This is a genomic window from Rhodococcus sp. NPDC057529, from assembly GCF_042802055.1.
Taxonomy (GTDB): domain Bacteria; phylum Actinomycetota; class Actinomycetes; order Mycobacteriales; family Mycobacteriaceae; genus Rhodococcus_F.
In genome coordinates this window covers 537,967-550,366 of the sequence record NZ_JBHVEY010000004.1, presented here as the reverse complement: position 1 = coordinate 550,366, position 12,400 = coordinate 537,967, and the positions used below count along the sequence as shown (strand labels likewise).

The 12,400-nt window shown below is 68.2% G+C and carries 12 protein-coding genes; 8 read left to right on the top strand and 4 right to left on the bottom strand.

The features are described from left to right. The first annotated feature begins 157 nt into the window (after window positions 1-157). The 3 genes from ACFU5V_RS10925 to ACFU5V_RS10915 all read left to right on the top strand — a co-directional run bounded on the left by ACFU5V_RS10925 (window position 158) and on the right by ACFU5V_RS10915 (window position 2,198). Complete coding sequence (locus tag ACFU5V_RS10925; RefSeq protein ID WP_378699057.1) at window positions 158-373, top strand: hypothetical protein; 216 nt, start codon at window positions 158-160, stop codon at window positions 371-373. Continuing rightward, window positions 370-861 (top strand): Clp protease N-terminal domain-containing protein, encoded by a 492-nt coding sequence (locus ACFU5V_RS10920; protein ID WP_378699055.1) that lies wholly within the window; start codon window positions 370-372, stop codon window positions 859-861. Before ACFU5V_RS10925 ends, ACFU5V_RS10920 begins: the two co-directional genes overlap by 4 nt. A gap of 101 nt (window positions 862-962) precedes the next feature. Beyond that, on the top strand, window positions 963-2,198 hold the full coding sequence (locus ACFU5V_RS10915; protein ID WP_378699103.1) for a LuxR C-terminal-related transcriptional regulator: 1,236 nt from the start codon (window positions 963-965) through the stop codon (window positions 2,196-2,198). Window positions 2,199-2,245: 47 nt separating this feature from the next. Here the strand turns inward: ACFU5V_RS10915 and fdhD are convergent, their stop codons facing one another. Genes fdhD through ACFU5V_RS10895 form a run of 4 tightly spaced genes read right to left on the bottom strand, consistent with a single transcriptional unit; the run spans window position 2,246 to window position 7,096 of the window. After that, window positions 2,246-3,067, bottom strand: a complete 822-nt coding sequence (gene fdhD, locus ACFU5V_RS10910) for a formate dehydrogenase accessory sulfurtransferase FdhD (protein WP_378434914.1) — start codon at window positions 3,065-3,067, stop codon at window positions 2,246-2,248. 3 nt (window positions 3,068-3,070) lie between these two features. Then, the gene (locus tag ACFU5V_RS10905) at window positions 3,071-5,377 is read right to left on the bottom strand and encodes an FdhF/YdeP family oxidoreductase (protein WP_378699053.1); all 2,307 of its coding nucleotides are present in this window, start codon (window positions 5,375-5,377) and stop codon (window positions 3,071-3,073) included. A gap of 4 nt (window positions 5,378-5,381) precedes the next feature. After that, on the bottom strand, window positions 5,382-6,014 hold the full coding sequence (locus tag ACFU5V_RS10900; protein WP_378699051.1) for an MBL fold metallo-hydrolase: 633 nt from the start codon (window positions 6,012-6,014) through the stop codon (window positions 5,382-5,384). Further along, window positions 6,011-7,096 carry an S-(hydroxymethyl)mycothiol dehydrogenase gene (locus tag ACFU5V_RS10895; RefSeq protein ID WP_378434907.1) on the bottom strand — a complete coding sequence of 362 codons (1,086 nt, stop codon included), beginning with the start codon at window positions 7,094-7,096 and terminating at the stop codon, window positions 6,011-6,013. Before ACFU5V_RS10895 ends, ACFU5V_RS10900 begins: the two co-directional genes overlap by 4 nt. A 317-nt stretch (window positions 7,097-7,413) precedes the next feature. Here ACFU5V_RS10895 and ACFU5V_RS10890 point away from each other — a divergent pair, with 317 nt between their 5' ends. The 5 genes from ACFU5V_RS10890 to ACFU5V_RS10870 all read left to right on the top strand — a co-directional run bounded on the left by ACFU5V_RS10890 (window position 7,414) and on the right by ACFU5V_RS10870 (window position 12,399). After that, on the top strand, window positions 7,414-8,910 hold the full coding sequence (locus tag ACFU5V_RS10890) for an aromatic amino acid ammonia-lyase (RefSeq protein ID WP_378699049.1): 1,497 nt from the start codon (window positions 7,414-7,416) through the stop codon (window positions 8,908-8,910). A 66-nt stretch (window positions 8,911-8,976) separates the two neighbouring features. Then, window positions 8,977-10,086, top strand: coding sequence for an ABC transporter ATP-binding protein (locus ACFU5V_RS10885; RefSeq protein WP_378699047.1), 1,110 nt, complete (start codon window positions 8,977-8,979; stop codon window positions 10,084-10,086). Then, entirely contained in the window at window positions 10,083-10,733 is a 651-nt protein-coding gene (locus ACFU5V_RS10880) for an ABC transporter permease (RefSeq protein ID WP_378440555.1), read from the top strand. The genes ACFU5V_RS10885 and ACFU5V_RS10880 overlap by 4 nt, the downstream gene beginning before the upstream one ends. Beyond that, window positions 10,730-11,479 (top strand): ABC transporter permease, encoded by a 750-nt coding sequence (locus tag ACFU5V_RS10875; protein ID WP_378699045.1) that lies wholly within the window; start codon window positions 10,730-10,732, stop codon window positions 11,477-11,479. The genes ACFU5V_RS10880 and ACFU5V_RS10875 overlap by 4 nt, the downstream gene beginning before the upstream one ends. Window positions 11,480-11,490: 11 nt before the next feature. Next, window positions 11,491-12,399, top strand: coding sequence for an ABC transporter substrate-binding protein (locus ACFU5V_RS10870; protein WP_378699043.1), 909 nt, complete (start codon window positions 11,491-11,493; stop codon window positions 12,397-12,399). The last annotated feature ends 1 nt before the right edge of the window (window position 12,400 follow it).

The following is a 12,400-nucleotide window of genomic DNA, read 5'->3' as shown; positions in this document are numbered from 1 at the left end:
CGTCACCGGTCAACACAAACTCGCCATCACGCCCGAAATCCGCCACTACAACACCATAGGTAATTACAGCGATAATTTCCGGACCGACACACTAGGGGCCGCGAACCTCATCAACAAAGGTTGACGAGGTTCGCATTATCAACTTAAGTTGATACCTGTGAGTGACGATCCGCACCCGGCCACCGCGTTCGCCGCCGTCGTCGCGCTGCGTCGGCAGGCCGATCAGCTCGAGCGTGACGCCGTCGCCGACGCACTGTCCGCCGGCTGGACCTGGGCAGACATCGGTCAGGCGCTCGGCGTCTCGGGTCAGGCGGCGCACAAACGCCTCGGGCCGGGACGATCCACCGACAAGAAGACGAGGGGACCACGATGACATTCACCCGGGCCTGGCGCGACATGCGCACGATGAAGACACTGTTCTCCGAAACGGAGGCCGAGGCCGACCGCCTCGGTGACCGCGAGCCCGGCCTCGAGCACCTGCTCCTCGCGTCGTTCGCGCTGCCGGACGGAACGACGGGCCGGGTGTTCGATCGTCTCGGATCGAACCGGGACGCGCTGCGCGAGGCGGTCGTTCACGTGCACGGCGAGGCCCTCGCGGCGGCAGGGATGACCGACGCGGGCGCCGCAACCAGCGCGCTCAGCCGCCCCCGCACCGGTCCGCTGCGGCTGACCGAACCGGCCCAGGGCGCGTTCCGCAACGCGGTGGCTCTCGCGAAATCGGAACGCAGACCGATCGTCGGCGCCGACGTCGTCGCGGCCGTGGCCACCGTCACCCACGGCACGGCGGCGCGGGCGCTGAAATCGCTGGGGCTCGTCCGATCCGACGTCGTCGACGCCGCGCGGGCGGAGCAGGCACGATGACCGGACAGCCCAGGATCGGTGTTCGCCGCCTGCGCGGATAGGCTCGACACGTGGTTCTTCCCAGCACGACTTCGGTGTCACCGGCGGATGTTCTCGGTTCCATGCGGGACGTCATCGACGGTCCCCTGCCCGACATCGCCGTCCGCTTCTCCAAGTTCCTCGCCGACATCTGGCCGCACACCGCGCTGGTGATCTTCACCCGGGAATGCACGGGGCGTCCCCGCAAGGTCAGCGGCGACCCCGCGGTGGTCGAACGCGTCACCATCGCCGAACTGGACGCGTTGCGCACCCGGATGACGGAAGGCACACCGTTCGACGACCAGACCGTGGTCGCCGGCTCGAAGCGGAAGGTGTGGGCGCTGCTCGACGCGACCGGAACCCTCCTCCTCGTGCTGCCGAAGCCGCGGCAGCACATCCGGGAGGTCCCGCTGGTGGCGGGCGCCTTCGGTGTCGTCGCCGTGTCGATCCGGCATCAGGTCGCGCAGGCGAGCCCGGCGTATCTGGCGGAGTCGCGGGCCGCGTCGAGCGAGCGGGCCAGGACCATCGTGGAGTTGACGGACCTGCACGCCGCGACCCTCGAATCCATCCTGTCGACGCTGCGGTCCAAGGACCTCGACGACCGTCGGTCGCGGATCACGGCGAGCGAGACGGCGTCGTCGGCGCTGATCACCCTGCGGTCGGCGGGCGAATCCGATCGCATCCTCGCGGAGGAAGCCGTCACCACGGCGTTCGCCCGGTTGCAGGGCGAACTGCGACCGCTGCTCCAGCACCGTCCCGTGCGGGTCGATTACGTCGATCCGCCGGTGGACGGTCGCGCGCTGCCCGGTGAGGTGGCGAGCGCCGCGCGGGCCGTCGTGCGCAGCGCCGTCCTGGCGTTCGCGACCCAGTCCACCCTCGAGCGCATTCGCATCGCCTGGGACTGCGACGGCTCGAACCTCCTGGTCGAGGTCCGCGACGACGGCGAGGGCGGACTCGACACCGGCGCACTGGTGCGGCAACTCTCCGGCCGGGTGCACACGCTCGGTGGCCGGATCGACGTCGAGTCGGTCGACGGGTGGGGGTCCCGGGTGGCGGTCGCGATCCCCCTCGACGTCCCCGCCGCCCGACCGGACGAACAGCAACTCGGCGACCTCAACCCCCGCGAACTCGAGGTGCTGGGTCACCTGGCCACGGGTAAGAGGAACAAGGCGATCGCCGACAGCCTCGGCATCAGCGAGAGCACGGTCAAATTCCACGTCGCCGGGGTGCTGAAGAAACTCGGGGTGGCGTCCCGAGGCGAGGCCGGCGCGATCGCCCTCGAGGCCGGCGTCCGCGCCGACACCACCGGCAGGCACTGACCCCACGTGAGTGGCACGGTGTGCGGGCGCACGCTTTGCCGCTCACGTCAGGTGATGCGGTCCGGGTGGGTGTAGAGGTTCATGGTGGCGCCGCGGAGGAACCCGATCAGGGTCAGGCCGGTGTCGTGGGCGAGGTCGATCGCCAGCGACGACGGCGCGGACACCGCCGCGAGGATCGGAATGCCGGCCATCACCGCCTTCTGCGCCAACTCGAACGACGCCCGACCCGACACCAGCAGCACCGTCCCGCGCAGCGGCACCCGGTCCTGCTCGGTGGCCCACCCGATCAGCTTGTCGACCGCGTTGTGCCGACCGACGTCCTCCCTGACCGCGAGCAGCTCCCCGGTCCGGGTGAACAACCCCGCCGCATGCAGACCCCCGGTCGTGTCGAACACCTTCTGCGCCGCACGCAACTGATCCGGCAACTCCGCGATCGTCGCCGCCTCCACCCGCACCGTGTCCGTCGCCGGGGAATGCCGGGTGCGCTGCCGGATCGCATCGAGCGACGCCTTACCACACACCCCACACGACGAGGTGGTGTAGAAATTGCGTTCGATTCCCATGTCGGGCAGGAACACCCCCGGCGCCAGATCCACGTCGAGGACGTTGTACGTGTTGCGGCCGTGCTCGTCGACACTGTTGCAGTACCGGATCGACGCGACATCACCGCGCCCGGCGATGATGCCCTCGGTCAACAGAAACCCCTGCGCCAACTCGACATCCGAACCCGGGGTCCGCATCGTCACCGCCAACGGTGTGCCGTTCACCCGGATCTCGAGGGGTTCCTCCACCACAACGGTGTCCGGCCGGGTCGAGTGCCGGGTGTCGGTGATCCGGGTGACCGGGGTCCGGGTCGTCACCCGCCCCACGGGTCAGCCCCGCTTCTCGAGGCGGATCGTGACCGCCTTCGACACCGGCGTGTTCGACTTTTTCGCGACGTGATCGAGCGGGATCAGCGGATTCGTCTCCGGATAATAGGCGGCCACATTCCCGACCGGGGTCGGGTACGGCACCAACCGGAAATCCTCCGCCCGCCGCTCCTCCACGCTGCCGTCCGGGGCCGACCACTCCGAGACCAGGTCCACCCGATCCCCCGCCGCGTACCCGAACGATTCCAGGTCCTGCGTGCTGATGAACAGCACCCGCCGTCCGCCCTTGACGCCGCGGTAGCGGTCGTCGAGACCGTAGATGGTGGTGTTGTACTGGTCGTGCGACCGCATGGTCTGCAGGATCAGCTTCCCGTCCGGCACCGGCACCCAGGACAACTCGCTGACCGTGAAATTGGCCTTCCCCGTGTGCGTCACGAACCGGCGCTCGTCCCGCGGCGGGTGCGGCAACGCGAACCCGTCCGGCCCGCGCACCTTCCGGTTGAAGTCCTCGAACCCCGGAATCACCCGGGCAATGGAATCGCGGATCCGGTCGTAGTCGGCGGTGAACTCCGCCCACGGCACCGAATGCTCCGGCCCGAACAACGCCTGCGCGATCCCGCAGACGATCGCGACCTCACTGCGCAACTGATCGCTCGCGGGGGTGAGGCTGCCGCGGGACAGGTGCACCATCGACATCGAATCCTCGACCGTCACCTGCTGCTTGCGACCGTTCTGGAGATCCTTGTCGGTGCGGCCCAGCGACGGCAGGATCAGCGCGCTCTGCCCGGTCACCAGGTGCGACCGGTTCAGTTTCGTCGACACCTGCACCGTCAGCGCGCACCGGCGCAGCGCCGCCTCGGTGGTCTCGGTGTCCGGGGTCGCGGACACGAAGTTGCCGCCCATCCCCACGAACACCGACGCCCTCCCGTCGCGCATCGCCCGGATCGAATCGACCGCGTCGAATCCGTGCTTACGCGGGGACCGGATCCCGAACTCCGTGTCCAACGCCGTCAGGAACGATTCGGGCATCTTCTCCCAGATGCCCATCGTCCGGTCGCCTTGGACGTTGGAGTGCCCGCGCACCGGGCACACCCCGGCACCCGGTTTGCCGATCATCCCCTGCAGCAGCAGCAGGTTCACTGCGTCCTGGATGGTCGCCACCCCATGGGTCTGCTGCGTCAATCCCATCGCCCAGCAGATGATGGTCTTCTTCGATCCGATCAACGCGTCCGCCGTCTGCTGGATCTGCTCGAGGGTCAGGCCGGTGGCCGCCACCACCGTGTCCAGGTCGACCTGCCGCAGGTGCGCCGCGCACGCCTCGAACCCGGCGGTGTGCCGGTCGATGAACTCCCGGTCCAGCACGGTGCCCGGTGCCGCGTCTTCGGCCTCGAGCAGCAACCGGCCCAAACCCTGGAACAGGGCCTGGTCACCGCCGATCCGGATCTGCAGGAACTCGTCCGCGATCTGCACGCCGTCGCCGACCACACCGTGCACCTTCTGCGGGTCCTTGAACCGCAGCAGTCCGGCCTCCGGCAGCGGGTTGATCGCGATCACCTTCGCCCCGTTGGCTTTCGCCTTCTCCAACGTCGAGAGCATCCGGGGATGATTCGTCCCCGGGTTCTGGCCGGCGATCACGATCAGGTCGGCGTTCTCGATGTCGGGGATCGACACCGACCCCTTCCCGATCCCGATCGTCTCCACCAACGCACTACCCGAGGATTCGTGGCACATGTTCGAACAATCCGGCAGGTTGTTCGTCCCGAACGCCCGGATCATCAACTGATACACGAACGCCGCCTCGTTACTGGTGCGCCCGGAGGTGTAGAACACCGCCTCGTCCGGCGACGCCAGACCGCGCAGCTCGCCGGCGATCAGGTCGAACGCCGCGTCCCACCCGATCGGCTCGTAATGCGTGGCCCCGGGCAGCAGGACCATCGGATGTGTCAGCCGGCCCTGCTGACCCAGCCAGAACTCGGTGCGACCCAGCAACTCCGCCACCGAATGCTCGGCGAAGAACTCCGGGGTCACCGTCCGCGTGGTGGCCTCCTCCGCGACCGCCTTCGCCCCGTTCTCGCAGAACTCCGCATGCTTGCGGTGCCCCGGAGTCTCCGGCCACGCACACCCGGGGCAGTCGAATCCCTGCCGCTGATTCAACTTCATCAACGTGCGGGCCGTGCGCACCGGACCCATCTGCTCGAAACCGCGCTTGAGCGAGACCAACACCGCAGGAACACCTGCCGCATAGGACTTCTCGTGCGTGACGACGACGTCGTCCTCGTCGAACGTGTACCTGTCGGTGATGTCGGTCATGGAATCAGTTTCCTCGGGCAATCCACTCGGCGAGATGCGGGGCCTCGGTACCGATCGTGGTCCCGTCCCCGTGCCCGGTGTGGACCACGGTCTCCTCGGGCAGCGCGAACAACCGGTCCCGGATCGACCCGATGATCGTCGGGAAATCCGAGAACGACCGACCCGTCGCACCCGGGCCGCCGGAGAACAGGGTGTCGCCGGAGAACAACGCCCCCGCCTCCGGCAGGTACAGGCACACCGACCCCGGCGAATGCCCGGGTGCGTGGATCACCTGGATCTCGGTGCCGGCGATGGCGATCCGCTGCCCGTCCTCGAGGTTCCAGTACTTGGCGTCCGGGTGGCTCATCTTCCACAACACGTCATCACCCGGATGCAGCAGCACGGGGGCGTGCAACCGCTCGGCCAGTTCCGGGGCGACGGTGACGTGATCGTTGTGCCCGTGCGTGCAGATCACCGCGTTCACGTGCCGGCCGCCGACGGCGTCGATGATCGGCTGCGCCGCATGCGCGGCATCCACGATCACCACGTCGGTGTCGTCCCCGACCAGCCAGATGTTGTTGTCGACGTTCCACTCTCCGCCGTCGAGGGCGAAGGTGCCCTCGGTGACGACCCGCTCGATCCGCAACTGCCCGCTCACAGCACGACCACCGAACGCAGCACCTCACCGGCATGCATCCGGTGGAACGCCTCCTCGACCTCGTCGATCTTGATGCGCTCGGTCACGAACTTCTCCAGCGGCAACCGGCCCTGCTGGAACAGGTCCACCAGCATCGGGAAATCACGTTCGGGCAGGCAGTCGCCGTACCACGACGACTTCAACGACCCACCGCGGGAGAAGAAGTCGATCAACGGCATCTCCAACGTCATGTCGGGGGTCGGGACCCCGACCAGCACCACGGTGCCGGCCAGGTCGCGGGCGTAGAACGCCTGCTTCCACGTCTCCGGGCGACCGACGGCGTCGATCACCACGTCCGCACCGAAACCGCCGGTCAGCTCCTGCACGGCCTCGACCGCGTCGACGTTGCCGCCGTTGATGGTGTGCGTCGCACCCAGGTCCTTGGCCCATTCGAGCTTCTTCTCGTCCCGGTCGATCGCGATGATCTTGTTCGCCCCGGCCAGGCGGGCACCCATGATCGCGGCGTCACCGACTCCGCCGCAGCCGATGACGGCCACCGAGTCGCCGCGGCCCACGTTGCCGGTGTTGACGGCGGCACCGAGGCCGGCCATCACACCGCACCCGAGCAGCCCGACGACCGCGGGGTCCGCGGACGGGTCCACCTTCGTGCACTGCCCCGCGTGGACGAGGGTCTTGTCGGCGAACGCGCCGATCCCCAGCGCCGGGGTGAGTTCGGTGCCGTCCTCGAGCGTCATCTTCTGCGCCGCGTTGTGAGTGTCGAAACAGTACTGCGGGCGACCGCGCTTACACGCCCGGCACTGACCACACACGGCCCGCCAGTTCAGCACCACGAAGTCGCCGACCGCCACCGACGTCACACCCTCGCCGACACTCTCCACGATCCCGGACGCCTCGTGTCCGAGCAGGAACGGGAACTCGTCGTTGATCCCGCCATCGCGGTAGGTCAGGTCCGTGTGGCACACACCGCACGCCGCGATGTCGACCACCACCTCACCCGGACCCGGATCCGGAATATTCACGGTCGCGATCTCGACGGGGGCACCCTTGGATCGGGCGATGACGCCTCGTACCTGCTGCGGCATTGGACTCATTCCTTCGGTCGATCAGTCAGAGCGGAATCGATGCATGGCCATATATGCACCTCTCCCGAGACCCTACGTTCCGGACGATCACAGAGGGACTGATCGAAGTGAGAGGTCGACCTAGCCGGAATGCCAGCCCCCCGGGGCGGGGTTGCGAACCTGTCGATCGGCGGAAATCGACGGTTGACAGGGTGCGGTATATACAGGACTATACATCTCGAACGAGTGAGGCAGACCACACTGAACGCAGACGCCGCACGACGCCGTCCGCACCCGCCTCGTGAGTACCCGCACACCGCATCGATCACGGAGTTCCGATGACCCCGAAAGATCCCCGCCCGACCGAGGAACCGCACCCGCCCGTTCCGGTGCTGCTCGACGGCTCCCAGCTCACCGTCGACCAGCTGACGACTCTGGCCCGGGAGCCGGTCGTCGTCGCGCCCGACCCCGCCGCGCTCGACCACGCACGCCGCTCCTGGGAGACCGCGGTGCGCATCGCCTCGCGTCAGCCGATTTACGGACGCAACACGGGTGTCGGCGGAAACCGGGACACGTCCGTCTCCGACGGTGTCGAACAGGATCTCCGCCTGCTCCGCAGCCACGCCACCGGCTCGGGCCCGTCGCTGCCCGGCCACGTCGTCCGCGCCGCGATGATCATTCGCGTCAACCAGATCCTCAACGGCGGATCCGGGCTGCACCCCGACATCGTGACGGCGCTGATCGAAGCCGTCGCCGCGGACGAACTGCCCGCCGTGCACGCACGCGGGGCCATCGGCACCGGCGACCTCAGCGCGTTCTCCGAGATCGCACTCGGGCTGATGGGCGAGACACCGCTGCGGGACGGCCGGATCGTGCCCCGGTGGACGGCGCACCAGGGTGACGCGCTCCCCCTGATCTCGACGAATGCGATGACCGTCGCGCTCGCCGCCACGGCCACCGACAGCGTGGCGAACTGGCTGGAGCATTCGCTGATCGTCGGCGTGCTGTCGCTGCTGGCGACGCGCAGTTCCGTCGAGCCGTTCGCCGCGCGGGTGCAGGCGGCCCGCAGGCACCTCGGCCAGGAGGAGGTGGCGGGCCGGGTCCGGGAACTCCTCGCCGATCACGACGTCCGGGCCGCCCGGGTGCAGGACTCCTACGGGTTCCGCGCCCTCCCCCAGATCCTCGGCGCCACCTGGCAGGCGCTGCAACGACTGCGGGGGACCCTCGCGATCGAGATGAACTCGTCCTCCGAGAACCCGCTCATCTCCGTCGAGGACGACGCCGTGTTCCACAACGGCAACTTCCACGGGATGCCGATCGCCCTCGCCGTGGACGAGGCGAAACTCGCGCTGTCGAGCGCGGCGTTGCTGTCGCAGTGCAGGTTGGCCAACCTGTCGGATCCGGCGGTCACCGGGCTGCGGCCGTTCCTGGCCGACGGTCCGGCAGGCAGCAGCGGCACCATGCTGCTGGAGTACACGACGTCCGCGGCCATCGCGGAGATCCGGATGGCCGCCGCGCCGGGTTCCCTCGGGCACACGGTCATCTCCCGCGGCACCGAGGACCACGCGAGTTTCGCGTCGCAGGCCGCCACCCAGCTCACCGACATCCTCGCGCAGTCCCGCATCGTCCTTGCGTGCGAACTGATCTCGGCGGTGCGGGCGCTCGGCCAGCAGCACCGCGATCTCGACACGGACACCGAACTCGGCGCCTACCTGCACCGTGCTCGCACCTGCCTGGACCCCCGGACCACCGACCGCCCCCTGAGCGACGACCTGAAAGCTGCGGTGAAGTTCCTGGAACAGTTGCCGAATCCGGAGAAAGACACAGCTCGGTAAAGCAGTCCCACCGACACCGAACTTCCGGGTGCCTCACCTCCCGGACTACACGAAAGTAGCACGCGGATGATCACATTCGACAAAGTCACCAAGGCGTACCCGGACGGCACGACAGCGGTGAACGAACTGGACCTCGAGTGCCCCAGCGGCAAGATCACGGCCCTCGTCGGTCCGTCGGGCTGCGGCAAGACGACGTCGCTGCGCATGATCAACAGGTTGATCGAGCCGACGTCCGGAACCATCTCCCTCGACGGCGAGTCCACCGCGGACATGGACCCGGCGTTGCTGCGCCGGCGGATCGGGTACGTCATCCAGCACGCCGGACTGTTCCCGCATCGCACCATCGTGGACAACGTCGCGACGATGCCGAAGCTGCTGGGGAAGACGAAGAAGGAGGCCCGGACGCGGGCCATGGAACTGCTCGAGACGGTAGGTCTCGCCGCGCATTTCGCGGACCGGTATCCGTGGCAGCTCTCGGGCGGGCAGCAGCAGCGCGTCGGGGTGGCGCGCGCACTGGCCGCGGATCCGGCGTTCATGCTGATGGACGAGCCGTTCAGTGCCGTCGACCCGGTGGTCCGGAGCCAGCTGCAGGACGAATTCCTCCGACTGCAGAAGGAGATCGGCAAGACGATCATCATCGTCACCCACGACATCGACGAAGCGCTCAAACTCGGTGACCAGGTGGTCGTGTTGCGGACCGGCGGAGTCCTGGCGCAGGCGGCCACTCCGCTGGAGTTGCTGACCGAGCCCGCCGACGACTTCGTCGCCGATTTCGTCGGACGTGACCGGGGCTACCGATCGCTGGGTTTCGCGAATCTCGACGGACGCGTGGAGACGGCCACCGAACCCGTTGCCCGTCTCGGTGATTCGGCGGGCGAAGCGCTCGCGCGGACGTCCGACGACTGGCTTCTCGTCGTCGACCCGGCGAACAAGCCGATCGGGTGGGTTCAGCCGTCGAAGGTCGTCGGCAGCATTCGCCCGGACGACGTGAATCTCAGCGGCACGGTCGCCGATGCGCACGGCACGATGCGGGCGCTGCTCGACGCCGCCCTGTCCGCACCCAGCAAGCGGGGTGTGGTCGTCGACGGCGACGGAGTGCTCGTGGGCACCGTGACGGCGCACGCGGCGGTGGCGGCGATCGAGTCGGCGGATCTCGCGGGGGCGGTGGCCCGATGAACGTCGAATGGCTCGGCCGCCAGTCCGACCGCATCGTCGAACTCGTCGGCTGGCACATCCTGCTCTCCCTCGTGCCGATCGTCGTCGGCGTGATCGTCGCGTTGCCCATCGGCTGGCTCGCGCACCGCAATCGCCGGATCAACCCGTACGTCGTGGGGACCGCCGGCCTGCTCTACACGATCCCGTCGCTCGCCCTGTTCGTCCTGCTGCCACCGATCCTCGGGACGAAGATCCTCGATCCGATGAACATCATCGTCGCCCTGACGATCTACACCGTCGCCATGCTGGTTCGGGTCGTCGCCGACGCCCTCGACTCGGTGCCCCGGGAAACCGTGCTCGCCGCGACGGCGATGGGCTACCGGCCGTATCAGACGCTGCTCAAAGTTCAGCTCCCGGTGGGTGTTCCCGTCATCTGCGCGGGCCTGCGGGTGGCCGTGGTGTCGAACGTCAGCCTGGTCTCGCTCGCCGCTCTGCTCGGGATCCCGCAGATCGGTTCGCTGTTCACCCAGGGCTTCCAGTTGCGTTTCTACACACCCATCATCGCCGGCATCGCGCTCAGTCTGCTGCTGGCCCTGGTTCTCGACCTCCTCATTGTGCTCGCGAACCGGTTACTCACCCCGTGGACCCCGAAGGTGGTCACCTCATGATCGACTTCCTGCTGGACGGTGCTCACTGGACAGGGCCCGAAGGTATTCCGGCCCTGCTCCTCCAGCACCTGATGTACACGTTCCTCGCCCTGTTCGCCGCCGCGCTGATCGCCGTTCCTCTCGGCCTGTACATCGGGCACACCGGGCGCGGGTCCGTCGTCGTCGCCGGTCTGGCCAACTCGCTGCGCGCCCTCCCGACCATCGGTTTGCTGATCCTGCTGGTGCTCGTCATCGCGCCGTCGTTCTCGAGCAAGCTGGCCTACCTGATTCCGAGCCTGATCGTGCTGGTGCTGCTGGCCATTCCGCCGATCCTCACCAACACGTACGCGGGCATCCGCTCCGTCGACCCGGCCGCCGTGGACGCGGCCCGGGGAATGGGGTTCCGGTCGATGCGCATCCTCACCGAGGTGGAGTTGCCCTGCGCGCTGCCGTTGATGCTGTCGGGTGTCCGGAGCGCGGTGCTGCAGATCGTCTCGACGGCGACCGTCGCCGCGTACATCTCGCTCGGCGGCCTCGGCCGACTCCTCATCGACGGCAAGGCGCAGAGCGACTACGCGCAGATGGCGGCGGGGGCGGTCCTCGTGTCGCTCCTCGCGCTCGCCTTCGATCTCGCGATCGGGTTCCTCACGGTGCGGGTCGTCTCGCCCGGACTCACCCGGCGGGTGCGCAGCGGCACGCGCTCCGCCTCCGAAGACACCGCGGTCGCGGCCCGTCCCACGTCCGTACCCGAGCCCTCGCTGATCTGAAGGACATCACCATGAAGAAGGCATTGATCGTCGCGCTGGCAGGCGCCACCCTGATGTCGTTGACGGCCTGCGGGATCGGCAAGGATCCGCTCGCGGCCGACGGCGGCGGGAGCAGCGAGGGCGCCATCGTCGTCGGTTCCGCGGACTTCCCCGAAAGCCAGCTGATCGCCACCATCTACGCGGAGGCGTTGCGGGCGAACGGCATCGACGTGACGGAGAAGCTGAACATCGGGAGCCGGGAAGTGTATGTCCCGGCCATCCGGGACGGTTCCATCGACCTGCTGCCCGAATACTCGGGCGCGTTGCTCCAGTATCTGGACAGCGCGACCACCGCGACGGCGTCGGACGAGGTGACCGAGGAGATCAAGGCGAAACTCCCCGCCGGGCTCATTGCGCTGGAACCCTCGCCCGCCGAGGACAAGGACGTTCTCGCGGTGCGGCAGGAGACCGCGGACGAGTACTCGCTCCAGACGATCGAGGACCTCGTGCCCCACGCCGGCGAACTGACCCTCGGCGGCCCGCCCGAGTGGAAGACCCGCGAGAACGGCGTCGCCGGCCTGAAGGACAGGTACGGGCTGACGTTCAAGGAGTTCCTGGCACTGGACGCCGGCGGACCCCTCACGCTCAACGCCCTGCTCAGCGGTCAGATCGAGGTCGCGGACGTGTTCAGCACCGACCCGGCGATGCGTTCGGAGAACCTCGTGGCCCTCGAGGACACCAAGCACCTGTTCCTGGCGGAGAACATCACCCCGATCATCAACGAGAACAAGGCCGGCGACGACGTCCGCGCCGTGCTGGCGGACGTGTCGGCGGCGTTGACGACCGAGGATCTCATCGCGATGAACGAGCGGGTGGCCGACCTCGAGGACATGGGCGACATCGCCCGGGAGTGGCTGCAGGACAAGGGTCTGGCGTCCTGAT